The organism is Pseudemcibacter sp. (assembly GCF_965661635.1).
GTDB lineage: Bacteria > Pseudomonadota > Alphaproteobacteria > Sphingomonadales > Emcibacteraceae > Pseudemcibacter.
Genome location: NZ_CBFIEP010000158.1, coordinates 1 through 26,106, shown reverse-complemented (window position 1 = coordinate 26,106; position 26,106 = coordinate 1). Strand labels below are relative to the sequence as shown.

The 26,106-nt window shown below is 38.1% G+C and carries 24 protein-coding genes and 1 tRNA gene; 14 read left to right on the top strand and 11 right to left on the bottom strand.

Annotated elements, in window-relative coordinates:
- The first annotated feature begins 531 nt into the window (after positions 1-531).
- The 5 genes from ACTF6W_RS10715 (at position 532) to nagB-II (ending at position 5,453) form a co-directional block, all read left to right on the top strand.
- The gene (locus tag ACTF6W_RS10715; RefSeq protein ID WP_438994538.1) at positions 532-1,728 is read left to right on the top strand and encodes an OprO/OprP family phosphate-selective porin; all 1,197 of its coding nucleotides are present in this window, start codon (positions 532-534) and stop codon (positions 1,726-1,728) included.
- Between the two features lie 97 nt (positions 1,729-1,825).
- Entirely contained in the window at positions 1,826-2,863 is a 1,038-nt protein-coding gene (locus tag ACTF6W_RS10710; protein WP_438994537.1) for a substrate-binding domain-containing protein, read from the top strand.
- A gap of 189 nt (positions 2,864-3,052) precedes the next feature.
- A complete protein-coding gene (locus ACTF6W_RS10705) occupies positions 3,053-3,385 on the top strand; it encodes a GNAT family N-acetyltransferase (RefSeq protein ID WP_438994536.1) in 333 nt (110 codons plus the stop codon).
- A gap of 406 nt (positions 3,386-3,791) precedes the next feature.
- Entirely contained in the window at positions 3,792-4,331 is a 540-nt protein-coding gene (locus ACTF6W_RS10700; protein ID WP_438994535.1) for a formyltransferase family protein, read from the top strand.
- Between the two features lie 123 nt (positions 4,332-4,454).
- Positions 4,455-5,453, top strand: a complete 999-nt coding sequence (gene nagB-II, locus ACTF6W_RS10695; RefSeq protein ID WP_438994534.1) for a glucosamine-6-phosphate deaminase NagB-II — start codon at positions 4,455-4,457, stop codon at positions 5,451-5,453.
- A gap of 35 nt (positions 5,454-5,488) precedes the next feature.
- On the opposite strand, the gene ACTF6W_RS10690 is transcribed toward nagB-II, so the two are convergent.
- The 4 genes from ACTF6W_RS10690 to ACTF6W_RS10675 all read right to left on the bottom strand — a co-directional run bounded on the left by ACTF6W_RS10690 (position 5,489) and on the right by ACTF6W_RS10675 (position 10,078).
- Positions 5,489-6,769 carry an enolase C-terminal domain-like protein gene (locus tag ACTF6W_RS10690; RefSeq protein WP_438994533.1) on the bottom strand — a complete coding sequence of 427 codons (1,281 nt, stop codon included), beginning with the start codon at positions 6,767-6,769 and terminating at the stop codon, positions 5,489-5,491.
- Position 6,770: 1 nt separating this feature from the next.
- On the bottom strand, positions 6,771-8,672 hold the full coding sequence (locus ACTF6W_RS10685) for an FAD-dependent oxidoreductase (RefSeq protein ID WP_438994532.1): 1,902 nt from the start codon (positions 8,670-8,672) through the stop codon (positions 6,771-6,773).
- 83 nt (positions 8,673-8,755) lie between these two features.
- Positions 8,756-9,412 (bottom strand): hypothetical protein, encoded by a 657-nt coding sequence (locus tag ACTF6W_RS10680; protein WP_438994531.1) that lies wholly within the window; start codon positions 9,410-9,412, stop codon positions 8,756-8,758.
- Positions 9,413-9,427: 15 nt separating this feature from the next.
- Positions 9,428-10,078 (bottom strand): hypothetical protein, encoded by a 651-nt coding sequence (locus ACTF6W_RS10675; protein WP_438994530.1) that lies wholly within the window; start codon positions 10,076-10,078, stop codon positions 9,428-9,430.
- A gap of 145 nt (positions 10,079-10,223) precedes the next feature.
- Here ACTF6W_RS10675 and ACTF6W_RS10670 point away from each other — a divergent pair, with 145 nt between their 5' ends.
- Both ACTF6W_RS10670 and ACTF6W_RS10665 read left to right on the top strand, forming a co-directional pair.
- Positions 10,224-10,928, top strand: coding sequence for a sigma-70 family RNA polymerase sigma factor (locus tag ACTF6W_RS10670; protein WP_438994529.1), 705 nt, complete (start codon positions 10,224-10,226; stop codon positions 10,926-10,928).
- On the top strand, positions 10,925-11,575 hold the full coding sequence (locus ACTF6W_RS10665; protein WP_438994528.1) for a ChrR family anti-sigma-E factor: 651 nt from the start codon (positions 10,925-10,927) through the stop codon (positions 11,573-11,575). Before ACTF6W_RS10670 ends, ACTF6W_RS10665 begins: the two co-directional genes overlap by 4 nt.
- Before the next feature lie 10 nt (positions 11,576-11,585).
- Here the strand turns inward: ACTF6W_RS10665 and ACTF6W_RS10660 are convergent, their stop codons facing one another.
- Positions 11,586-12,863, bottom strand: a complete 1,278-nt coding sequence (locus ACTF6W_RS10660; RefSeq protein ID WP_438994527.1) for an MFS transporter — start codon at positions 12,861-12,863, stop codon at positions 11,586-11,588.
- Between the two features lie 109 nt (positions 12,864-12,972).
- Between ACTF6W_RS10660 and ACTF6W_RS10655 the strand changes: the two genes are divergently transcribed.
- Together ACTF6W_RS10655 and ACTF6W_RS10650 are read left to right on the top strand one after the other, a co-directional pair.
- Entirely contained in the window at positions 12,973-13,605 is a 633-nt protein-coding gene (locus ACTF6W_RS10655) for a DUF6134 family protein (protein WP_438994526.1), read from the top strand.
- Complete coding sequence (locus ACTF6W_RS10650; RefSeq protein ID WP_438994525.1) at positions 13,605-14,363, top strand: SDR family NAD(P)-dependent oxidoreductase; 759 nt, start codon at positions 13,605-13,607, stop codon at positions 14,361-14,363. The genes ACTF6W_RS10655 and ACTF6W_RS10650 overlap by 1 nt, the downstream gene beginning before the upstream one ends.
- 68 nt (positions 14,364-14,431) lie before the next feature.
- Here the strand turns inward: ACTF6W_RS10650 and ACTF6W_RS10645 are convergent, their stop codons facing one another.
- The 5 genes from ACTF6W_RS10645 to ACTF6W_RS10625 all read right to left on the bottom strand — a co-directional run bounded on the left by ACTF6W_RS10645 (position 14,432) and on the right by ACTF6W_RS10625 (position 20,170).
- Positions 14,432-14,959 carry a DUF3833 domain-containing protein gene (locus tag ACTF6W_RS10645; RefSeq protein ID WP_438994524.1) on the bottom strand — a complete coding sequence of 176 codons (528 nt, stop codon included), beginning with the start codon at positions 14,957-14,959 and terminating at the stop codon, positions 14,432-14,434.
- Between the two features lie 11 nt (positions 14,960-14,970).
- Entirely contained in the window at positions 14,971-16,218 is a 1,248-nt protein-coding gene (locus ACTF6W_RS10640; protein ID WP_438994523.1) for a class I SAM-dependent methyltransferase, read from the bottom strand.
- The gene (locus ACTF6W_RS10635) at positions 16,215-17,030 is read right to left on the bottom strand and encodes a DUF1365 domain-containing protein (protein ID WP_438994522.1); all 816 of its coding nucleotides are present in this window, start codon (positions 17,028-17,030) and stop codon (positions 16,215-16,217) included. Before ACTF6W_RS10635 ends, ACTF6W_RS10640 begins: the two co-directional genes overlap by 4 nt.
- Positions 17,030-18,406, bottom strand: a complete 1,377-nt coding sequence (locus ACTF6W_RS10630) for an NAD(P)/FAD-dependent oxidoreductase (protein WP_438994521.1) — start codon at positions 18,404-18,406, stop codon at positions 17,030-17,032. Before ACTF6W_RS10630 ends, ACTF6W_RS10635 begins: the two co-directional genes overlap by 1 nt.
- Before the next feature lie 144 nt (positions 18,407-18,550).
- Positions 18,551-20,170 carry a solute:sodium symporter family transporter gene (locus tag ACTF6W_RS10625; protein WP_438994520.1) on the bottom strand — a complete coding sequence of 540 codons (1,620 nt, stop codon included), beginning with the start codon at positions 20,168-20,170 and terminating at the stop codon, positions 18,551-18,553.
- A gap of 107 nt (positions 20,171-20,277) precedes the next feature.
- Between ACTF6W_RS10625 and ACTF6W_RS10620 the strand changes: the two genes are divergently transcribed.
- The 5 genes from ACTF6W_RS10620 (at position 20,278) to ACTF6W_RS10600 (ending at position 25,274) form a co-directional block, all read left to right on the top strand.
- Positions 20,278-21,243, top strand: a complete 966-nt coding sequence (locus ACTF6W_RS10620) for an ROK family protein (protein WP_438994519.1) — start codon at positions 20,278-20,280, stop codon at positions 21,241-21,243.
- A 63-nt stretch (positions 21,244-21,306) separates the two neighbouring features.
- Positions 21,307-21,753, top strand: coding sequence for an Lrp/AsnC family transcriptional regulator (locus tag ACTF6W_RS10615; protein ID WP_438994518.1), 447 nt, complete (start codon positions 21,307-21,309; stop codon positions 21,751-21,753).
- Positions 21,750-23,348 (top strand): FAD/NAD(P)-binding protein, encoded by a 1,599-nt coding sequence (locus ACTF6W_RS10610; protein WP_438994517.1) that lies wholly within the window; start codon positions 21,750-21,752, stop codon positions 23,346-23,348. The genes ACTF6W_RS10615 and ACTF6W_RS10610 overlap by 4 nt, the downstream gene beginning before the upstream one ends.
- Positions 23,349-23,366: 18 nt before the next feature.
- Positions 23,367-25,151: a gamma-glutamyltransferase gene (gene ggt, locus ACTF6W_RS10605; RefSeq protein ID WP_438994516.1), complete on the top strand. Its 1,785-nt coding sequence runs from the start codon at positions 23,367-23,369 to the stop codon at positions 25,149-25,151.
- Positions 25,152-25,197: 46 nt separating this feature from the next.
- A tRNA-Arg gene (locus ACTF6W_RS10600) sits at positions 25,198-25,274 on the top strand.
- Between the two features lie 181 nt (positions 25,275-25,455).
- Here the strand turns inward: ACTF6W_RS10600 and ACTF6W_RS10595 are convergent.
- The coding region (locus ACTF6W_RS10595; RefSeq protein WP_438994515.1) for a protein adenylyltransferase SelO family protein at positions 25,456-26,106 on the bottom strand (651 nt) is incomplete at its 5' end.

The window sequence follows — 26,106 nt, the reverse complement described above, 5'->3', positions numbered from 1 at the left end:
CCCCTTTAAAACCGGCCCCAATCATGCCAACAGAACTGATTAATAAATAAACCAAAACGGCAATAGTTAGCCATTGAATAACCGTTTTGAAAGTATTATTAGAATCCGACACGTTTTGTGATACATCTATCATTTTTTAGTCCAAGATTTGATTATGTTTTATAGCAAATTTGAGTCTGTGTAACAAATGTGAAACATTTTTGTTACAGAAGAAGTATTAAACTTTTATGACAATCCGTGTAGTGCTCATGATTTTACTCGATTATTTATGTGAAATACAAATATTACATTCTAATCAAATAGATAAATGTTTTTCTTTTAAGATAAATTTTTAAAAGTTGAAATTTATTAAAAAAAATAAATTACCGAAATATTATAATTACCGAAATATTATAATGTCATAAAAAAGTAACATTAATGAAATAACTTTGAAACATAACTTAAATAAAAATACCCCCAAATTGTAACAGTAAACTTATTTAAAATTTAATTTTTTTATATTCAACATTAATATTTATTTAGGATAGATTTATGCATCAACCTAAGATCAAATCTTTCGTTTTAGCTTCAGCAGCATTAACGACTTCTTTCTTTTCAATTAACACCTCAACCAATGCACAAGATTTCAATATAAATTGGAAAGGTGCGCCTGAAATTTCGAGCGCAGACGGTAACTTTAAAATGAAAATTCGGGGTCGTATATTTACAGACTGGGGAACACTTTCAGATAATAATGGAAAATTTGCGGATCGTACTGAATTGCGTCAAGCGCGTATCGGTGTCGAAGGTGTGATGGCCAAAGACATCAATTATAAATTTGAAGTTGATTTTGCTTTAGGCGGCGTTGAAACCAAAGACGCTTTCATAGAATGGGCTTTAGATCCCGTCTCTGTAATGGCAGGACAGTTTAAAGTTCCCGTCTCATTCGAAGAAATGAATTCAACAAGACACACACTTTTCATTGAACGTTCAACTTTTACGGATGCTTTTGAATTTGGTCGTCAAATAGGATTAACAGCAAACGTGGATAAGAATGATATTACGTTTATAGGCGGTGTTTTCCAAGGTGATTTTGATAATGGTAACGCGAACCAAGGTCGTGTATACGCAGCACGCGGTACTTATGCCAAGAGATTTGATGGTGGTTTAATCCATGTGGGTGGTTCCGCATTCAAACGTGAAAATGATGAAGGTGATCTTGAGAAACGTTATCGTCAACGCCCTCCCCTTCATTTGTCACCGAACCGTTATATTGATACTGGAATAATTAATGCGGAATCTGATACTTTTATGGGGTTAGAGCTCGTTGGTATTTTAGGACCGTTTAATGCACAAGCTGAATGGGGTTGGATGACTACAAATGCGCCCGATGGTGGTGGTCAAGACGCAACCTTTAACGGCGGATATGCCAGTGTTTCCTATTTTCTAGCAGGTGAGACACGTGGTTATAAAAAAGGAATGATTGACCAAGCACAAGTTAAAAACCCTGTATTTGCTGGCGGATCTGGAGCGTGGCAAATTGCTGCACGTTATGACGTCACTGACCTAAATGATCTTGAAGCAGGTATTAATGGCGGTAAACAAACCACTTACCAGTCAGGCGTGAATTGGCACTTAAATAACTTTGTGCGTATACAAGCCAATTATTCAATATCTGACATTGATGGTGGTCTAAATGATGGGCAAAGAATTAATACTTATGGTGTTCGTTTCCAAACTCATTGGTAATAGAAACGTCACAAATATGTAACGTAAGTTTATTATTAATAGATGATAACAGGCTACTATTTTTTAAAATACTAAAATTATTTCATGGAGAAATAAGATGTTCAAGAAACCTACACTTAAAAAGATCGGCATCGGTCTTGTAGGTCTTTCTATGATTACTATAGCCGAGGCTCGTGATCAAATTCGTATCGTTGGCTCATCAACTGTATTTCCTTTTTCAACGGCTGTTGCAGAAGAGTTTGGTAGATCAACTGGATTTAAAACGCCCGTTGTGGAAAGCACAGGGTCTGGTGGCGGACTCAAGCTTTTTTGTGCTGGTGTTGGTGACAATTATCCTGATATTACAAATTCTTCCCGCGCCATAAAAAGCTCTGAAATAGAACTTTGTGCATCTAATGGCGTTAAAAACGTTATTGAGGTTAAGGTAGGTTATGATGGAATTGTGCTTGCAAATTCAAAAGAAGCATCACAATTAAGTTTTAGTCTGCAAGATATTTGGCTAGGCCTTGCAAAAGACGTTGTTGTAAATGGTGAAATAATTCCAAACCCCTACCAATATTGGAACGAAGTTAACCCGTCATTACCAAATTCAAAAATTGAAGTATTAGGTCCACCACCCACTTCAGGTACACGCGACGCATTCGCAGAAATTGCCTTAGAAGGAGGATGTACTGCATATCCAGAAGTCGAAGCCTTAAGAGCAAAAGATAACAATCGATTTAAAGCTCTCTGTCATACAATTCGCGAAGATGGTGCTTATATTGAAGCGGGTGAAAATGATAATTTGATCGTTGGTAAATTACTCGCGAACCCAGGTGCAATAGGTGTTTTTGGATATAGTTTTTTAGAAGAAAATAGTGATGTTATTCAAGGAAGCTTCGTCGAAGGACATGAACCTTCATTTGATAATATTTCAGATAAAATATATCAAATATCGCGCTCACTGTTCGTATATGTCAAAAAAGCCCATATAGATTCCGTTCCTGGCATAGAAGAGTTTTTGAACGAATTTCTAAGTGAAAAAGCAATGGGTGATTTTGGATATCTTGCTGAAAAGGGTTTGATACCATTACCTGCACCTGAATTGCTTATAGTTCAAAACAAGGCTGACAATCTAATTTCACTTAAAAATTAGATGATATAACGATTACGTAAAGCTTTAGAATTGCCTCAAAACTAAATCAATTTTACTAAATCTTTATCATGCTACATAATCAATTATCAAACAAAAGGGCATATACTCACCAGCTCCTAAGCATTAATTAATATAGCTAAAAATTTTGAAATTTGTTAGAAGCATAATTTAAACAAAAGGCTTAATTTTATGGCTAAAATTGAATTTGTACATCTTTCTGAAATAAATGAAAAAGACATAATTAAATTAATGAATAATGAAATTGTAGGAAAGCAATTGCCATTACTGGTGGATGGTTTTTCTATGGATCAATGCCTTGAATTTTTAACCGCAAAAAAGAAAATGTGGGATGAGCATGGGTATGGGCCGTGGGCTTTTATCATAAATGGTGAATTCGCCGGTTGGGGCGGACTTCAACCTGAACAAGGCGAAGCTGATTTCGCGCTTGTGCTTCATCCTGATTTTTGGGGATGGGAAAAAGGATTTATAATAAAACCAAAGATATTGCCTTTAATCGAATGAAATTAAAATCGATCACCATCTTATTCCCCCCAAGCCGAAAGAACGCAAAAGCCATAACCCGATTAGGTTTTATTGAAGAGAATAACGTCAAAATTGATGGTGAAATTTTCAAGCGATTTCGCTTAAAAAACTAACAATCCTAGAAAGCCATTCAAAAGACTGATAGATAATTAAAAATAGCTTAGCCATTTTTTATTATGCTTCTCGCGGTGCTTATAGGCCGCAAATTTTCGGGCAATTGGATGCACCAATAATACGAGTATAAACATACCAACCCAAATCCATAATACTAGGCTTGGTTAATCAATCAACTAAATAACAATAGATTTATTAAAGCCAAGGAACTATTGATTAGAAAAAAAATACGCTTTACTATGATTTAAATTGTTAGAAAGTCATAGATTTTATGCCTCGAAAAATATTTTTACTTACCGGTAAGCGCGAAGTTCCATTTTTAGAGCAATTCATTTTGGCACGCCAACCCGCTATTGAGGTTATTTCTGCAACCAATAGGAATGAATTTCAAAGCATCATATTAAATGATTTAAATGATACAAGATTGCTGTGTTTTTGCAGCGGTGTGTTGGTGCCTAAAGCAGTACTAAATCGGCTTAATCTTGAGCCATATAATATCCATCCTGGCTCGCCAAATTATCCCGGCATTTGTCCGGAAGCTTTTGCAGTGGCTAAAGGCGCAAAGAAATTTGGTGCAACGGCACACGCCATAACAGAAAAAATCGATGAAGGCGAAATTGTCGCCACAAACAGTTTCAGTGTGCCCAAAAATACCGATCGATTAGCACTAGCCTCATTGGCTTATAGTGCGGCCGTAGAATTATTCGCGACCGTCGCCAGTTTTGCGATTGAGAATGATGGAAAAATGCTTGATCAGGTGAGAAATGGCAGGGCAACACAAACCGTCAGGCAGATTACTACACATTATTAAAAGAACATCCGGAATTAATTGTTGAGCACCCAAAATAATGTCTAAAATCATATTGATAGGTTGTGAAATATATTTGTTTTGCTATGTTATTTTCATGAATATTTAAATGGAAATTTAGTGATTATGACATCAACGATAATGAGGCAAGAAGCTTTAGAAGTTCCAGATCTTATCTCTAGACAACTAAATGAAAATAAAGCCTTATGCCAAACTCTTGCAAAGACATTAAGAAGCTTAAACCCGTCATTTATTGTTACAGTCGGAAGGGGTACATCTGATCACGCAGGTGTATTTGCCAAATATTTAATTGAAATTGAACTTGGGATACAAGTTTCTTCATCGGCACCTTCCGTTTCAAGTATTTATCATAAAAAAATTAACCTTGAGAATGCCGTAGTGATCTTCATATCACAATCAGGAAGAAGTCCTGATATTTTAGATCAAGTAAAAATGGCCAAATCATCAGGTGCTTATTGCATAGCACTTATCAATGATGAAACGTCACCAATTGTTGATTTGGTTGATACCTTCATTCCGTTAAAGGCAGGCGAAGAAAAAGCCGTTGCCGCCACAAAAAGTTATTTGCTCACATTAAGCGCATTATTACAGCTCGTCTCATATTGGGGAGGAAATATTAAACTTGAAAGTGCCTTAAATACCCTACCCTCTTTGATGAATATGGTGGTAAATTCACCGCAGCAATTAAAAGAAAAAGATTTTTTATCAATGAAACATTGCGTCGTACTCGGGCGAGGGTTCGGTTATGCTATCGCCTTAGAAATCGCGCTCAAATTAAAAGAAGTTTGCGGCATTCATGCAGAAGCATTTAGCAGTGCTGAATTTTTACATGGTCCCGTTACACTGGCAGAACAAAAACTATCGATCATCAATATTCCGATCAAAGATGAATCATATTCATCACATAAGGAATTAATTGATAATATTGCAGCAAGAGGAGCTGAGCTAATAAGCATGCAGCAAATTAATGAAAAAATTCACCCCCGCATTGCCGCATTAACATTCTTACAAAGGTTTTATTTAGATGTTGAGAAAATTGCCATAAGCCGTGGCGTTAATCCGGATACGCCGCCCGGCCTAAAAAAGATAACAAAAACGATTTAAAGACCAATTAAAATTGGAATATCATTTTAAAATTTTTATTCTGGTGATTTAAATGAGCAATAATAATCCGCCGTTTTAAGTTTATCCCAGTCAACTTCTATACCTAGCCCCACTTTTTTTGGTGCCTCTATTTTTCCATTTTTAAAGAGGTTCCCGTTTTTAGTAGCAAATTCAAAAACGTCCTTTGGCATCGGTGCTTCAAAAAAAGATGTGCGATCATTAGCCAGCATTAAATGAAGGTTCACTGCTTGCCCTAATGAATGGGCCCAGCTTTGAACTTCAACAGGAATTTCAGCCGCTTCCGTAATAATCATACGCTCAATCGCAGCGGTCAAACCACCAACCAAAGTGACATCAAACCGCGCAGCGTCCCATGACTTTTTTCGGATCGCTTCAAGAATGAATTCTTTACTATAATTATCATAACCTGCAGGGATCAGCATCATTGGAATTGCTTTATTCAGATCAGCATATTGATCAAGAAGTTTATCGTCGATTGGCCCTTCAAATAAAATAAAGAGTGTCTCATCTGCACTCTCTGCAAGCTTTATCGTATCTTGCAAGTTATGGGCATATTCGAAATCAATCATGAAGCGAAAATCTGTATTTGTATATTCTTTATTGATTTTTTGGATTAATTTCTTGTCTTGATCAAAGTTACCCCACACATGAAATTTAAACGTTTTAAACCCCAATTTTGAATATTTCTCTACAGCATTAATATATTCAGGCAATGTTTCATAAAAAGGGAGGCTCGCATATCCCTCTATCGAATTACGATTAGATCCTAATAACTCATGAAGTGGCATTTTGGCCTTTCGCGATGCTAAGTCCCATAATGCAATATCAACATTAGCAAGCGTCTCATTACTAAGTTCTGGATATTTTTGTCTTAGTTTTTTGCCTACAACAACCGGATCAAGCGACGTTAAAGAAAGGAGTGTCGATGATATACTTTTTAATTCTTTAAAAGTTTTCTGATCAAACTCACCTGTTAAATAAGTGTCAACGCCAGATATTCCTTCATATCCATCTGCCGTTTTTAACCGAAGAATATTATTGACTTGCTTCCATGGAATTTCTTCATCGGTATACTTAGCTGTAGCGCTTTCATTTCCAGCTGTATGAATTTCAATATCAATTATTTTAACGTCTTCTGAATATTGAAAAAGTGACTGATTATAATTCGCCACTTCACTCTTAAAAGCCTTCAAAAGTTCAATCGCATTTTCATACTCTTGCTGGCTCGATGCCTGAAAAGTAAAAGAAAAAATAAATAAAAAAGAGTAATGAAACGCTTTCATAAATGTTTTCATTTTATGAAAGTTCCTGAACGGCTCTATATGCCTGCATGATTGCATTATTGGCTAATGATGTATCATTTGCATCACTATTGGCAATAGTAATGCGACCGAATGGAGCCCTGCCAACATCACCGGGATCACCATGCGAATAACCATGCGCCCAACGATTAACGATGATACTTTCCACATCACGGTCAAAATCGAATAATTCACTTGGAAACATGCCTGTTAAATGCTCGCGAATTTCCTGCTCATAATCTTCAAAAGACATCGCAAGCATATTATATCGTGCCTCAGCAAATTGTTGACGTAACGGAGCGCCAACTGTATCGCCGCGTGGTGCGCTTCGCATATGAAGAACGCATGGGTGATCCGGTGATTTTGTATATTGATAATCACCAACACTGACCGGAAAATCCATGTTTACCGCCGTGTGCAAATTGCCCGGGCTCATCACCATACCAAGACCCAATTCTTTCATGGGTCGCCAATGGCGCAGTCCAATAGTTGAATATTGTAGAGGCACTTTAGTAAGCTTTTTTAAGGCAGCAAACTGATCTTCAGGAAGATTCGGAACAATATAAGGTATGATCATGTTATAGCAGGCCAATACGACGCCTTTTGCTTTAACAGTATAAGATTGATTATCCTTTATATAATTCACAGTCACTTCACGAGCATTATTCGTACTACCTATGTGTTTCACGTTCACCACAGTGCTATTTAACCATAGTCGGGTCGCATTGCCTGGTTTATCCACTTGGTCATAATCAAACCTTGATAAAATAACATCTTCAACATTTTGACCAGGCCCGACATTCGGGATCATCTTCTTAACCAGCAACCTTGCTATTGTCGCGTTTCCATCTGGAAAGTGCTGGATAAATGGGTCATCCGTGCCATAAGTACCCTTATCTTTATTGATATAGTTTTGATACGCCCCTTCCCCGAGCGTGTCTTTCCATGCCACCATAGGATCACCACCTAGTGGGCCACTTGCCAATACATCATAAAGACTTAGTGCATCTGTTCCACCTTCTGTGTAATCTACGGAAGTATGTCTCGCGATATGAAGTACATGCGGATCATCAACATTTAAAGTATTTTGCAAAAAATCAAAATAGGAGTGCGTTTTGGCATATTCTTGAAGGCTTTCCGTTGGGATATTTAAAACCGATTGATCCGCTTTAATAACACGAAGAAGCTGTTCTTTTCCCCGTTCACTAAGTGGGGACTGCGCGACAGCATCATCAACGGACATGGTTGGCCTCAGTAATCCTTCTATAAACCCCGGATAGTCACAAAGCGGGTGATTGACGATTTTATTTTTTCCAAATACTTTTTCATTAAAAAACATGGCTGCGCCGAGCCCATGCCTTTTGAAAAAATCAAAATCATACCTTTCATCAAACTGGTTTAAATCAATACCAATATCACTGAGCATTTCTAAAAGGACACCCTCATATGATCCCGTACCTTCTAGGGATTCAGATCCGCCTTGACCAATACGCAAGTCACCGTCAATCATGTGTTCATTGCGTCTCGCATGTCCGCCAAAATCATCATGATTATCAAGGATTAGTATTTTTTTATCACGTCCATGCTTTTTTTGATAAAAGTAAGCGGCCGCGAGACCGCTGATGCCACCACCTACAACAATAAGATCATATTCTTCGTTTAAATTTTTGTTTGTCCCCCAATCGGTTTGCCCTCCCCATGCACGGGCATGTGCAGCATCATTAGAGCCCGGTTGGCTTCCACGAAGGCCTTTTTCAGCAGGCGGATAATATGACGGTGTAATATCAGCCATTATATCTTGGCTAAAGCTTTTTAAAGGGAGCATCGAAGCACCCGTCGCCATTCCAGCAGACATTAAAGTTCCATTGACGAAATTTCTTCTGGTGATATTGCTCATCGACTAAACCCAAATTTTAAAAAAATGAATTATTACTATCAACGAACCTAATGTTTATTTCAATTTATTAATTAAATTAAACCTCAACTTGAAGGCGACATACCCACTTGCCCTTTAAATGAACTATTTTGTACATACAGATTATCCAATCCTTCAGCGACAAACTCTTTATTGAAATTTAGTTCTACGCCTTGATATTTACACGCAGCCTTAACTTGATCAATAATAAATTTTGGTTGATATGCGGCTAAGCTTTTCCCAGAGACCTCAGTAATTTGCTTCACAGTAAAATCAAAAATATCTTCAGTAAGCTCTAAACCTTCTTTTTTGGCTACGGCACTGTATATAGCCTTAAATGCTTCTACTGAAGGGTCTTTTGTTTCCAATTTATAAGGTATACGTCTTAAAAATGCGGGATCCATTAAATCATCCGGTGCTAGGTTCGTGGAAAAAATCACCAATTCATCAAACGGCAATTCAAACGATTTTCCTGAATGTAGTTTCAGAAAATCAATCCGGCTTTGTAGGGGAACAATCCAACGGTTTAAAAGTTGTTCGGGACTAACTTGTTGTCGTCCAAAATCATCAATAATAAATGTACCGTTTAATGCTTTAATATGTAGGGGGGCTTCATAATATTTGCTGACTTCGTTATATTTTAAATCCAGCATTTCCATATTTAATTCACCGCCCGTGATGATGACGGGACGTTTACAAGGTAAAAATCTTTTATCCACCATTTCTCGGAATAATTTTCAGCGCTCCACTGGTAGGTTTTCAACTTCAACACTTTCATGTACCGATCCATCAAATACTTTGATTATTGTGCCATTTACTTCAATGGCATGAGGGACATAAATAACGGAATCAAAAATATGTGCCACTTTTTCTGCAACTGTGGTCTTTCCATTACCGGCGGGACCATAAATCAAAATACTCATTCCCGAGTTCACTGCTGGCCCCAATTGCCTCGTAAATTCATCTGGAACTACAATGTCTGAAAACGATGCTTCTATATCTTCTGGTGAAACACGTTCGTCGCCAATGGACTGTGCGCGCACCTGGTTACAAAAGGCCTCCAAGGGCACAGGTGCGGGGCCAAAATATTGATTTTGGTTCATTGCGTCCTGTACAAATTTCCGCCCTGCCCCCATTAAGGTATACCTTAATGAACCAAGCCCACCTGTGGTACTGTTCATCATTCCAACAGATTCAACCTGTTTTCTGCTAACGAGTTCTTGTAATGCCTGCTCAATGATATTCGTTGGAAGTTTTATCTCATAAGAAAATTGAATGGCTGTTTCTAAATTTTCCAGATACATTCCCTTACATATTAATTGCAAAACCAAATTTAGGTCATAACCGACCTCACTTAATTTCGTTGGTGCTTTTGGCTCATAAATCATGAAAAAACCTTCCCTTTTAGCAGAATTTATTACTGCATAATGACAAAAAATCCTTTCATAAGATTTACTTTCAGTAAAAATTTATTTTGTTGAATTTTTTTTCACTTTTTTACATCTGTTTTGGAACTACTAACGTAAAAAATCCATGAGAATAGAAAATTTTGAAATTAACAGTCCTGATAATCCCCATCCTTCTTTCAGAATGATGGAGGCTGCTTATCACTTGACAGCACCTAATGCTGCAGTCAATATTGCCTGTGATTTAGATTCAAAAGGCGGGGTAATGAAAAAGAAGTTTAGCCTGGAAACGGCGAGCCACGAAGAACTGGTCGTCCGTATCGCAGAGCGAAAAGATAAAAATGCATTCAAAGCACTTTTTGATCACTTCGCCCCTCGACTAAAATCTTATTTGATTAATTTGGGCCTTACTGGTGAAAAAGCTGAGGACGTTGCGCAGGATGTAATGATTACTTTGTGGCAAAAAGCCAGTCAATTTAATCCTGAAAAAGCAAAAGTGTCTACTTGGATTTTTAGAATAGCTCGTAATAGACATATTGATCTTATCCGCAAGCAAAAATACCCTGAGGTAAATGCGGATGATCATATGGGAGATATGGTTGCTCCTGAGAAAACGGATCAACCATTAGAAGGTGCACAAACCGCTAATTTGATACAACGTGCGATGTCGAAATTAAAAAGCGACCAGCAAGATGTTATTAAATTATCATTTTTTGAAGAATTATCCCATTCTGAAATCGCGGAAAGATTAGAACTTCCGCTTGGGACAGTAAAATCGCGTATAAGAACAGCGTTTCAGACGTTACGCCGCGAAATAGGAGAGTACAAATGATGCAAAATGGAATGATACCTGAAGAGTGGGTCGTATCCTATGCTGCAGGCTCACTAAGTGAGGCTCATGCACTTGTTGTGGCATCACATATTGATTATCACCCGGAACTTCAAGAGAAGTTAGCCGATGCAGAAGCCATTGGTGGCCTGCTTCTTGAAAATACGGAAACATCATCCGTTTCAGATGACATGTTTAATGATATTCTTGGTCGTCTAGATGAAGAGATTGCATCTTTTCCACAAATGAAGTCTAAGTCTGAAAATCATTTACCAAAATCATTATCAGATTATTTAGATGGTGATTTAGATGATTTGAAATGGAAAAAAATGGGTCCGGGCCTATCGCAAGTTCGTCTATGGACAGGACCAAATGATGAAAGACTTTGGTTATTACGTGCCAAAGGCGGCACAAAAGTTCCAATGCACGATCACCGTAGTTTAGAAATGACACTTGTATTACAAGGTGGCTACTCTGCGGATGGAGAGCAATACAAACCTGGTATGATTGAAGTGGCTGATGAGCATACTCATAACCATCAACCAATCATCAATGAAGGTGAAGAATGTATTTGTCTTGTTGTCACTGAAGCACCAATTAAGATTCATGGAATTGTTGGTAAAATCTTGCAACCCTTCATAGGGCTGTAATTCTAGTTTTTTATTTTTCTAGATTAGAAATTATATTTTGATGCGCGTCGCTACTTAATTCGTAGCCGCGCATTATTACTATTGAGACTAACTTTAAGGCAGCAGGAAGTAGCGCATAAAGAAGCGTTAAGACGGTCACATCAACCAGTTCTGATTGGCCATTAGGTTCAAACATTTGTAACCCCAATATTAAAAATGATATTCCTATTGCAAAAGCCAAAGTCAATTTTGATACTGTCCCCCAAATCGCAAAATAAATACCTGGACGACGATTTCCCGTTTCATATTCATCAACATCTATTAAATCAGCAAGCATCGCTGAAGGAAGGCATAAATCTGCACCTGCCATAAAACCAGTGAATATGGTTATTGAAATAAATAGCACCAATGCGCTTTCATCAACCAATAACACACCAAGAAACACAATTGACGCCAACGTCATCGCGAATTTCCATGCCGCTTCTTTTGACCATTTTTGACTTAACTTTATCCATAACGGCGCAGAAAGTGCTGCACATAAAAAGTATAAAACCAATAATGGTCCAACTAGTTCAGAACGCTTTAAAACATAAGTTACAAAAAATACAAACAAAGTTGCCGGAAGCGCATTAGCAATTCCATTAAAAAAATGGCTTAAAATTAGCTTGTTAAAAAGGGATTCTTTTTTAAAAATGGAAAACGCTGTGATTATTGAAAATCCGTCATGTTTGACGACTGCGTTATCGGGCACTTTTAAAATCAATAAAATAGCTACCAAGAAAGAAAACGCGATAAAGCAGAGCGTAAATTCAAGAATGTCAACTGTCGATGGGTTATCCAAAACGAGCACAGGAAGAATAAGCGCCGCTATCGACCCAACGAGGCCAAAGACAACTCTTACCGAAGTCCATTTCGTATAATCATTATAGTTTGAGCTTAATTCACTTCCCCATGTGTAATAGGGAATAATGATTGCTGTGCCCAAAATGTACCAAAGGGACGCTAATAGTAATAAATGATATTCTGATTTAGGCAGCAGAATGATCAAGTAAAATACGATTAGAAATAAAGGTACACTCACCAATATCCAAATGCGTCTCTTGCCGGTTTTCAATGGTGTTTTATCAGATAAATATCCAATTAATGGATCTGACACAGTATCAACAAGGCGGGCGGCAAAAAACACCAAACCAATTATCGTTATTGATAGAATGCCTTGTTCTGCTATAAATGGAGGAATATAAACCTGCATCAATAGTAATGAAATCGCCGCAGGAAATGATAATAGCCCATAATTTATATATTTCATTACTCTGTCCTGCTTTTAAATGTACAGTTTTTATACGTCTATACGAGTAAGATAGATCTATTTCACCAATGAATACGTAAAAAGTAAGTATAGATTAAAAGGTGTCAATATGATGAAAATGATCCTCGCCTTAGCGAGTGTAACAAATACTTCATTACCAGAAATTTCTACCGATATGGAAAGTTGGGTATTGCCGCTTTATGGCGAAGAAATGCAATTTGATGTTAAAAGAAATGGCAAGAAGATCGGCGAGCATTTTGTCACATTCAAACAAGAAAATGACAAGTTGATTGTTAATGCCGAAACTAAAATTCGTGTTAAATTTTTATTCATTACAGCATATCGCTTTGACTATAAAGCTGAAGAAATTTGGCAAGCTAATGAATTAAAAACCCTCAATGCCTTTACCAATGATAATGGTGAAGTTTCAGAGGTCAATTATACTTATGAAGATAAAAGTACGCCCCTTTTTTCCACGAACCACTGGAACCCTAATGTGTTAAGCGCGGATATGGTTTTAAATTCGATCACTGGAAAAACGAATAACGTCACTATTTCAGAATTGGGATGGGAAGAGATATCTATCCAAGATGAAACGCGCCCCGCTCTACGTCATGAATATTCTGGTGACTTAAAAGACGTCACAACATGGTATGATGAAAAAGGTCGCTGGGTTGGATTACAATTTAAAAGTAAGGACGATTCTATCATTTCTTATGAATGTAATGTGTGTGGTATATAATGGGCACTCCATGGAAATCGGCTTGGATTATTGGCGCGAGCAGCGGGCTAGGCGAAGAGATTAGCCGGCAATTAGCGGCCCATGGTTGTAAAACATATATCTCTGCGAGACGAGTTAATGTTCTTGATGAACTTAGCAATCAATTTGATAATTCAACACCTATTAAGCTCGATATCACAAATCGCGATCAATGTGATCAAGCAACAAAAAAAGTTATAGCAGAGAATGGTTCCCTACCAGACCTAATCATTATTAATGCCGCTATCTATGCACCAATGAATGTTGAGACATTTGATCCGCAAAAGATCGCTGATATGATAGATGTCAATTATGTTGGCAGTGCGAATATCATTGATGCAATCATAAAAAGCGACAACCCCACAAACTCAATAACATTAGCAACCGTAACATCGCCAAGTGGATGGCGCGGCCTTCCGGGTGGTATTGGTTATGGACCATCTAAGGCCGCATTAATAAATATGATTGAAGGTATGACACCTGAGATGCGTGAACGTGGTTTCGATATGAGACTTATTAACCCTGGGTTTATTAAAACACGCTTAACGGAAATGAATGATTTCGAAATGCCTCAGCTAATGGAACCTGATGATGCGGCTAGAAGAGCCATAAAAGGACTAATGAGCAATAAATTTGATATTTCTTTTCCAAATCCGTTTATTCTGAAACTAAAATTTTTGCGTCTACTTCCATATAAATTATTCTTTAATATTACTGCTCGTTTAACTCAAAAAAAATGAGACACTATTTTCATAGGGTCTCTTAAGTTTGGGAAAGCTAATGAAATTAGCTTCTGGGAGGAAAACTCTTATGAATTCTTATAAAAGGATAGTGTTACGCTACCAACATTAAATCCCCATTTGGAAACATGTGCACGATTAATAAGCACACCATCCTCTTGCAGGAACATCCAATCATCAAATTTCAAGTGATAACTCGTATCGCCAACCTGCGTATCAAATACATATTGCCAATTAAATGCATTGCCGGAAACCTGGCCTTTGGCAATACCGATTACGCCGTTTGTGGTACCTTCGTATCGACCATCAGATAATTTATTGATTTTCCAGATACGCTGCTCGACTTTACCATTTAAATATTCGAAATCTTCGATCAACGTTAAAACATTATCTTCAAATGTTCCGGTAATTTTAACTTTAAATTGATTAACAACTTCGCCGGATCTTTTCTCAAATACACCGTAGGCCGTCGTTTCACCGACGAAATATTCTTCAAGTAGGAGCTTAGGCTCGTTTTCTTTATATTGTGTTACATTCATTGTACTGCATCCCGTTATAAATCCTGCTAGGATTAGAATTAAAAATTTCTTTAACATTTTTTATCTCTTTATCTGTGACCGAGAGTAAACTGTGCTACGTCAATGGTTTCATGTTCAAAACCAACTTCACAATATTCAAGGTAGTATAACCACATACGATAAAAACGCTCATCTAGACCAAAATCAGATAAATTATTTTTGGCTTCCAAGAATTTTTCGCGCCATTGCCGTAGGGTTTCCGCGTAACTTTTACCGAATTTAAAAACGGATGTGACATCTAACCCGGCATCATTGGCGTGCTTTATAAACAGCTCTTCTGTGGGCAGCATTCCACCAGGGAAGGTATATTTTTGAATAAAATCTACATTATTACTATATTTTTCAAATCGTTCTGGATTAATAGTAATCACTTGTATTGAAGCCTGCCCGCCTTCTGCTAATAGCTTCTTCACCTGATCAAAATATGCGACCCAGTGTTTTTGGCCAACGGCTTCAAACATTTCAATTGATACAATTTTGTCAAACTTACCCTTCAGATCGCGATAATCCTGAAAATGAACGAAGTCTTTTTCTGCTGAAATATTTGAAAGCCTATCTTTGGCATATTTTAATTGTTCATTTGAAATCGTAATACCGCGGTAATCCACATCTTTATTTTGCAAAAGGTGTTCCGCAAAGCCGCCCCATCCGCATCCAATTTCAAGTACTTTTTCACCATCATTAATATCAATAGTATCCATAATACGTTGATATTTATTGTATTGACCCTGACGTAAATCAGTCGTTTCTGTAAAATCGGCTGATGAATAAGTCATACTTTGATCAAGCATCATTTCATAAAAATCATTTCCAAGATCATAATGGAAAGAAATATTTTTCTGCGAACCTGATTTGCTATTATCACGCAATACATGATGAGTATATTTATTAATAAGCTTAGAAAACCAATAACGTTTCTTTTGTTTTCTAAGCACATGTTCATTTAATAAAAACCAGTTAAACAAAGATGAAAGGCGTGGAATATCAACATCGCCTGCCAGATAGCTTTCAGCAAACGCAAGCTCACCACCTGTAAGGTATCTCATGATACCCTGCCAATTTTTAAAGTGAACTTCTGCGATGGGGCCGTTATTACTAGCAAAATGGCTTACAACTTCACTACTAGGTAACGTTACTTTTACTCCACCATATTCAATATTTGAAATAAGGGAGGATACAATCCGTCCGAACATTGTCTTGGGTTTACTCCTTGAAATACCTTTTGAATCTGAATATTTTTCAATAGGCTGTACCGCGATTTCATCAATATTTTTCATTGTTTTTCCTTATATTTTGCAGAAGTCCCTTTTACTCCAACAGCAATAGTGGATTGATAAGTATGTTTTTCTGGATGTTTGAAAACTTTAATACCTTTTAGCTTTAGCTTTATTGCTTCATATAATATCCCAGCAAACACCTTCATGGTCATAAAGGGTGCTCTTAAGCATAAAAAGAAAACTTCTTTATCCGTTAACTCTATTGCCTCACCAATAAAGTTAGCAGTCATCAACATTTCACCGTTATGAAGATAGTCGATAATGACACGAGCCGATTTACCTGGTTCTTCTATTTTAAAACGGTATTCCCCCTTACGATCAAAGAAGGGGCTTACATGGAAGCATTTATCAACATGATGTACATCATTAAAAGATTTGCCCTCTGGTATCGGATAAATATAGTTATGACGTTCGCGGAACGTATTTCTGACTTCATAAATAATGGCGAGATGTTCATCATTTTCACCAAAACAATAAAATACAGTGAGGGGATTAAAAACATATCCATTAACACGAGGATAAGTCAGCATTTTAATGGATTTAATTTTATCCCGCTCAATTGAAACTTGATCTAATAAATCGAGCAATTTTGATTTTAAACTTTTTTCTTTAAGTCTTGGGTCACCATAATCTTTTTCATAAAGACTCATGAAATTAAAACGATTTAATGAGAAAAATTTTAACGATTTATCTAACTCTTCCAATTCATCAACATCTGCATAAAGTGTGAAAACTTTATACTTTAATTGATGCTCCTTAGGTGAAAAGCGTTTATGAAACACCTGGCCTTTATAAATGCGTGCACCAGTCATTAAGCAACCTCTTTTGACTGGTTGATATCTTCTATTTGATCTTTTAATTTCTTTGCATGTTCCAAAGTTAAAACACGACTATTCATATCCGGTAATGACCAAGGACGCTTAACATTTCCAAGGTTCTCTGCTGCATATAATCCACTTTGTAAACCATCCTCATGAAAGCCATATCCAAAATGGGCTCCAGCATACCAAATATTTCTATGACCCATTAGTTCACCCATACGTTTTTGCGCATCCAAAGTCGAAAGATCAAATATCGGATGCTCATAATCTTTTGAATAATGAACAAGGTCCGCTCTTGGTTCCTCTTCTGGGTTTAAGGTTACGAACAGGTTTGTTTCAGTATCTAGTGGCTGTAACATATTCATCCAGTAGGTAACAGATAACTTACGATCATCATCACTGTCATTTTGCATATAATTCCAGCTTGACCACGCACGCTTTCTTTTTGGCATAAATTGCTTATCACTATGAAGAACGGCTCTATTTTTGGCATACTTAAAAGAACCAAGAATAGCTTTTTCAAGTGGATCGGCATCATTAATCATCTTAAGGGCTGTATTCGCATGAGTAGCGATTAGAATACGGTCAAAAATAACCTCTTCTTTGCCGTGTGCTTTGACGGAAACCCCATCATTGACCCTTTTAATATTAGTTATCGGCGCATTATTATAATAAATGGCGTTGGTTTCATTCATTAATGCTTTAACGTAATTCTTACTGCCCCCAGGAATAGTAAACCACTGGGGTCGGTCTTTAACCTGCAATAAGCCATGGTTTTGGCAAAACCGAAGAAAACTTGTTAAGGGAAAATCGCCCACTTTATTAGATGGTGTTGACCAAACGGCTGCGGCCATGGGCAAAATATGATCGCGCATAAAACCATCGTCATAATTTTTCTCATTAAGAAAATCTCTTAATGTAATTTCTTCTGCCTTTTTAGGATCAATTTTATTGGTTTCTTCATAAAAGCGAAGAATAGAACGAACCATTTTCCAAAATCTTGGACGAACTAGATTAAGAGGCTGAGCCACTAAGCTAGTGAGTTTAGGACTGCCCGCATATTCAAATCCCCCTCTATCCATTGAAACACCAAACGACATCTCTGTCGGACAAGGGGCAATGCCAATTTCGTTCATCAAAGCCAGGAAATTTGGATAATTTCTATCATTACAAACAATGAAACCTGTATCAACGGGAATGTCCCCATCCGGTGTAATTGCCGTCACCGTATTCGCATGGCCACCAAAATGATTATCCGCTTCAAAAACAGTTACATTATGCTTTTTTGATAATAACCACGCAGCACCCAATCCGGATATACCCGCGCCAATAACGGCTACGTTCAACTTTCTTTCATCTTTGTACATGACCCACCTTAACTTAATTATGGACCCACCTTAACTTAATTATGGTTTCTTTACGCATTTAAGGTGAAACCGGATTGAAAATAGTTAAAAAAACAACGCTTTAGAAGTACGCATTTACTACTTCAAAGATAGATTTTATTCATTTTATTTTGCTAACAATACATATGTAAGAATAACAAGAAAACTAATGATAAAACCGGATAATTTTGCATACTTCCATGGCTCAAGATTTATTGAAGCTTTTTTCACTGTCTTTTTCAAATAATCCTCAGGCCAAATTTTGCTAATTAATAACATCATGAAAATAGTAATTAAAAACACCAGCGCTAAGAAATGCAGAAAATGAATTTCTTCACTAATCCCTAATAATTCTTGGAAAAAACTTTGAACATTTGCACCAAAAGCAAAAACCAAAAAATAAAAAATGAGCGGACCCAAAACCATGGCAATTTTCGCGGACCTTGCCGTCACAAATTTTGTCATAAATCCAAGTAAAATGACCGCGAGCATGGGACCAAAGAATGTAGCATTAATTTTTTGCAAATAATTGTAAAGACTGCCTTCGGTATTAATCAATGGGGCCGCTAACATTGCCACAATCGCAAGGATAATGCTGCATAATCTCCCAGACCAAACTAACTCTGGGCCTGACGCATCCTTATTCATAAACACCTGATAGATACCTTGACTGAATAATGTCGCGGAACTATTTAGAACGCTATTAAAAGTACTGAGTACCGCACCAACCATAACAGCCGCAAAAAAACCAACGAGTGGATCAGGCAAAATTTCATTCACAAGCATTGGATAGGCAAGCATCGCATTTTCAGGGCCCAATTGATCTTTAAATAAATAAAATGCGATTACACCCGGAAGTACGATGGCAATCGGTCCAAGAAGCTTAAAACACGCAGCGATGAGAACCCCTTTTTGACCTTCCGCAAGATTTTTTGCGCCAAGTGCTCGTTGGATGATGGATTGGTTGGTACACCAAAAAAAGATTTGATTGACGATCATACCTGTAAATAAAACACCAAAAGGCAGAAATGATCCCGGTTCATCACCTGTGATATCAAATTTTTCCGGAACTTCGGTATAAACTTTATTCAATCCGCCAAATAGATCCCCTTCCCCCACATATAGTAAAGCAAGAATTGGAACAAGTAATCCAACTGCTAAAAACCCGATGCCGTTTATGGTATCGGATATGGCCACCGCTTTAAGGCCGCCAAAAATTGCATAAAGTGATCCTAATGTTCCAATCGCCCATACCATCACCCAAACGGCTGTTTGTTTTTCTATTCCAAGCGCCCCAGATACATCGAACAAACTTTCCAACCCAGAGGCACCAAAAAGCAAGACAACTGGCAAAATAGCAACCACATAGGAAAACAGAAATAAAATCGTTGCTATTACTCTTGTGTTTTGATCAAATCTTAACGCCAGAAATTCCGGTATCGTTGTTAATCCACGAGCCAGATATTTCGGTAAAAAATAGAGCGCCGTCAATACCATTGCAAGAGCCGCCGTCGTTTCCCAAGCCATTACCGCAATTGTATGCGCATATGCATCCGCATTAAGTCCTATCATATGTTCCGTAGAAAGATTGGTAAGTATCAGTGAACCAGCGATCACCCAAGCCGTTAAACTACGACCGCCTAGAAAATAATCATCGGATGTCTTCATTTGATCATTTCGCGTTTTCATATAAGAAATAATCGCAACCAATCCTGTAAAGAATATAAATGATAATACGGCCAACATGCCTTTTTTCCCTCACCCTTTTATTTTGTTATTTCACATATATCAGTAATAGACAAGATTGAAACCTTTTGGTTATAGTGGCGATGACTAACTTTGAAGGATGAAAATTGACAGATACGATGATCATATCGGACGTAGGCGGAACCAATGGACGCTTTGCAGTAGCCCATAGTGATAGTGAAGGAAACATTGACCATCTTTCGCATATCAATGTTTATCAATGTCGTGATTATAATACGTTCACAGATATGCTTGAAACATTCATCAATTCATTAAACATACCGCCACCTAAAACGGCTCGTTTAGCAATTGCAGGTGAAATGACCAAACGCCATGGTGTTTTATGGCATTATAACTGGGACATCAATTCAGATGATCTTGAAGCAAAATTTAACTTTGATAATGTAACGCTTCTTAATGATTATGAAGCCTTGGTTTATTCGGTTCCACACTTATCAAAAGACGACCTTTTAACAATTACACCCTTTTCTGACGGACTTAAAAATGCACCTTATAGTGTATTTGGTCTGGGAACTGGATTAGGTGGTGCCATAGGGGCACCACACAATAATGGTTTATCGGTGATCCCAACAGAAATCGGGCATATTTCATTTGCCCCTAAAACAGAAGAACAAATGAAACTATTAAAGTTTTGCAATAAAACATTAGATCACACGTCTATCGAAACATTACTATCGGGGAATGGAATTAAAAGAATATATAATTTTCTCCTATCCAAAAATAATTTGGACGAAGATGATTTAACCCCTGCCGAAATAACCCGAAAAGCAATTAATCAAAACGATACTATAGCGATAAAATGTGTTGAGTTATTACTCTCAATATTAGCGAGCGCAGCAGGAGATATCGCCGTATCGCAAGGCGCAAGAGGCGGAATTTATATCGGTGGCGGCATCATGCCGAAGCTTGTTTCTCAAATCAGATCAGAACAATTCATAAAAAGATTTTGTGATAAAGGACCAATGTCCGAATTCAATCAAAAAATCCCAATTCATGTCATCATTTCACAAAGCCCAGCTTTGATTGGTAGTTTTTATTCAAAATATGCTTGAATTTTCAAATTTAATTAATATTATATCCTGATTATTAGATATTTATCAGGATATATTATTGATATGGATGATATTGACAAGAAAATTTCCAATTTAATTCAAAAAAATGGCCGCTTATCAAGTGCAGAAATCGCCGCCGCTGTCGGTGTATCAGTTTCAACGGCCAACGAACGTGTTAGACGGTTAACGTCTAGCGGTATTGTGAAAGATTGGCGTGCCGTACTTAATCCGAAAAATGTCGGTGCGTCACTTTGCGCATTAATCATGGTTGATGTTAATTATGAAGGCGAAGAGGAAACCACTGAAACTTTATCCACTTTCAAAGAAATTCAAGAAATTCACCATATAAGTGGCGCCCACTCTTATTTAATTAAAATAAGAGTGGCAGATACGGATGCCTTGCAAAATTTTCTAAGTGAAAAGGTAAAACCACTTAAAGGCGTGACAGGAACAGAATCCTTCATTGTTCTTGAAACAGTAAAAGAAACCACTGAGGTGCTTATTTCATGACTAATAGTGAAACCCTCCCAAATCATATTGCGTTAATCGGCTGTGGTTTTACTGGCACAAGTGCATTTTATCAATTAGTAGACCGCTATCCGGTTTCAGAAATTACTATCTATGAAGCTAGTGGCGTATTTGGGCCTGGACTTCCTTACAAGGCCGATGAATGCAAAGATTATTTATTGAACAACACCAATGATACGCTTTGTTTAACACCCGATAATAAACGTGCCTTCATCAATTGGCTTAAGACAAACCCAAAATTACCAGACGGCATCGAGCTGCCCGCGATTGAAGATCGCGGTAATATTCCCCGCATCTTTTACGGCTATTTTCTTGAAGATGTGTTTCGCACCACTTTAACTAACGCAAGTATAAAGAACATAAAAGTTAATTTGATTTCAGAAGAAGTATCTGACATTTCAGAATCTGACGGTAAAGTTATTATCAAATCAAAAAGTGGGCAAGTAGAAGCAGATAAAGTCATCCTGACCACCGGACATTGCCCAAATAAAGATTGGTACGAAAGCCCACCAGAAGGGTCAAAAGCACTTTATTTCCCAGATCATGTTAATGAAACATCACTTGATAAAGTGCCGCTTGATGCAAGTTGTTATGTATTAGGGGCATCGTTGAGTGCCTTTGATGTTGTCGGGCGTTTCTTTTCAGAAAGTACGGGCGCCAAGTTTATCCGCAAAGAAAATGGTGAATTGGAATTTGTAGCCGGGCCCAACAAGCGCGAAATCATATTATGCTCAAGAAGTGGCCGTCTTAAAAAAATGAAAAGCCGCAAGACGAAAGATATATCACGGCAACATTTCACTGTGGAATATCTATCTTCGCTTGAACATTCTGGACACTTAACATTAGAGGATATCGCGAAAGCCATCAGAAAAGATTGCGAATTAAATAATGGTAACACACCCTGGGCAGAAATCATTGAGCCCTATAAAGGATGTGAAACAATTGAAGAATTTAACAGTCGTGCTTTTGAACTTCTCACCAAAGACTTAGAAACCGCAATTAACGGAACCGAACGAAATATACTAGTTGATGTTTTTGGTGATGCGGGACTTGAAATTTGGGATATCTTTGCAGCACGTCTTGTGAGCCAAGAAGAAGAAAAAAGATTTCGTAAAAGCTATGAAACGGCAACATTAACTTATGAAGCATCATGCCCAATATTAACAGCTGAACGATTACTAGCTTTGCACCGCGCCGGCCGGTTACGGATGATCAAAGGGGTAAAAGAAGTCACTTATAACCACAATGACGACAGTTACCATATTATCCATGATTATGGAGAAGATAAAGCAAGCGTTCTGATTAACACAACAGGAAGCGTTGATCGAAACGTCGAAAGTGAGCACCAACCGCAATTGATTAGAACCATGGTCCAAAAAGGCCTTATGAAATCCTATTCATGTAGTGGTGACAAAATGCCAGGCGCAGATGTTGATATGGAAAACTTTCTTTTAACGGGATCAAAGAACATCCATTTGGCAAGTATGCTTTTATGGGGTCCCGGTTTTTACACAAGCGGGGCAATAATTATGGCTACGATTGTTGACCGAATCTTAAAATCACTGTTTAATAAATAAACGCAGGGAGAAAATATTATGAAATATACTATTAATTATACCAAGAAACTCTTTTTACTTTTTACATTTATCATTGTTGGCTGTTCAGAAAACACGACGGACAGCAATACTACCGTAACTGAGGACATAGCACCAAAACCGGTTGGAATGGTTGTAACTGCCAATCCACTCGCAACGGATGCAGGACTTGAAATATTACGTAGTGGCGGATCAGCCATGGATGCGGCTATTGCTGTTGCGTCAACCTTATCCCTCGTTGAGCCGCAAAGCTCTGGCCTTGGTGGTGGTGGTTTTATGGTTCACTATGATGCGGATACAAAAACCATTGAATATTATAATGGTCGTGAGAAAGCGCCAATGGGCGCCACAAAAGAACTTTTCTTTAATGAAAATGGTGAAAAAATTGCCTTTTCTAAAGCAAAAAACAGCGGACTTTCTATTGGTGCACCTGGTCTGGTTGCCGTTTTAAATATGGCTCATAAAGATCATGGTAAATTACCATGGAGCGCAGCATTTGACCCTGCCCTGCGCCATGCCACAGATGGTTTTGCGGTATCCCCTCGTATGCATAACTCAATCGTAGCTTATGAAAAGAATTTTTATAAAGATGCCGCAGACGGCCCAACCGACCTTTATGAATATCTTCACCTCGAAGACGGTAGCCCGCTCCCTGCGGGTCATATCCTACAAAACCCTGATTATGCGGAAACATTGAAGATCGTCGCTAATAATCCTGATGATTTTTATAATGGGCCACTGGCTGAAAAAATCGCGGCCGCAGCTCAGCAAATGCCAAATGGTGGTACATTATCCGTTGAAGATATAGCGAATTATAACGCCGTAAAACGTGATGCATACTGTAGCACGTACCGCAACACAACTCTTTGTGGTTCTGCACTACCTTCATCATGGGTATCTGTATCAATGGTGATGAGCATCTTAAACGAAGCACCACAATTTTCAGACGCGGGTGCGGATGACCCGCAAAACTGGACACTGCTTGCGGAAGCACTGCGCATTACATATGCCGATAACAATCAATTTATTGCTGACGATGCTTTTGTTGATGTTCCAATTAAAGGATTAATGAGTGATGCTTACATCAAAGATCGCGCAAAGCTAATCTCACGTGAAGGCGCCAATAACAATATTCAGTCAGGTGATCCATGGGCTTATCAAGAACAACAAGCGAGCCTTGATTACGGTAAGGACGCCACACTTGATACACACGGCACAACCCATTTTGTCGTGGTGGATGCTGACGGTAATGCCGTATCCATGACAGCAACCGTTGAAGGATATTTCGGATCGCTCAGAATGGCTGGCGGTATGGTGTTAAATAATCAACTTACTGATTTCTCATTCGATTATGAAGACGCGGACGGCAACCCAATTGCCAATGCGGTTGCACCCGGAAAACGCCCACGTTCATCCATGTCACCAACAATTGTCCTTGATGAAAATGATGATTTTCTGATGGCTGTTGGCTCACCGGGTGGTCGCAACATCATTTCATATGTTGCCAAAACAGTAGTCGGTATCATGAGCTGGGGCCTTAGCCCACAAGAAGCCATTGACCTTCCCAATATGGTCGCAAAAACAGAACAAGTTCGCATTGAACGTAATCGCGCCAAACCTGAAATTATTCAGGCGCTTCGTGATTTTGGTTATGACGTCTTTGAATCAGAAGGTGAAATCTCTGGACTAAGTGCTGTGCTCAAACTTGACGACGGCACATTGCAAGGCGGCGCAGATCCAAGACGCGAAGGCACCGTTGGTATACTATACGACAACGAACTTTAACAACTATTGCGACGACCACGCGCCTGTGATACTAGTCCTAGCGCGTGGTCCCGTAGCTCAGGTGGATAGAGCGCAAGATTCCTAATCTTGAGGCCACTGGTTCGAATCCAGTCGGGATCACCAAACATCATTTAAATTTCTCTACGTTTTAGATATATTTCGCATCCCAAAATACATTATAGTTAAAATGATGAATTTATTTAGGAAACTCTTCAAAATCCGCTATGGGTCAAAAGTAGACACTCAAAGTATTCGTATAAAGAATGGGTTGTTGATTAATAATTCTGCTCAAATGGAATAAATTTTAAGTACCGCAAAAGGTTTCATTTACTATTTCGGTTGCCATGGGTGCTTGTTCTAGATCGGCATATTCGGGTTGTTCAGAGTATGGATTGCGATACGCATCGACCAGTCGATTAAAGACTTTAAAGTCCCCTTGCTCACCGGCAGCAATCGCCTCTGCTATGCGGTGATTACGGGGAATGAGTATTGGATTATAGGATTGCATAGTCTTGAGGCGATCTTGTTCATTGCCACCATCAAGAGTTATAAATTCGCGCCATTTTTTAAGCCAGTCATCACATGCGGCAGGGTTTTTAAATAAACGACACAATGGGCTCGTTTCAACGCCATCATATACTTTTGTAAGGTGTTTAAAAAAGAGTGTGAAATCCACCCCATTTTCGGTCATGACTTCAAAGGTAAGGGAGATCAGGTCATTTTGGTTTTCATCGTCAGAAAGCAAGCCAAGTTTCCGACTGAATTTCTTAAAGATGGATATTTGAAACAATTCATTAAAATGTTTGATGGCGTCCTCTGCCGCTATTTTGGCGCGTTCAAGATCATCATCGATCAGTGGTAGCAACGTATCGGCAAGTCTCATTAAATTCCATTGGCCAATTTCGGACTGTTTACCCCAGGCATAACGACCATATTGATCAATCGAACTGAAGAC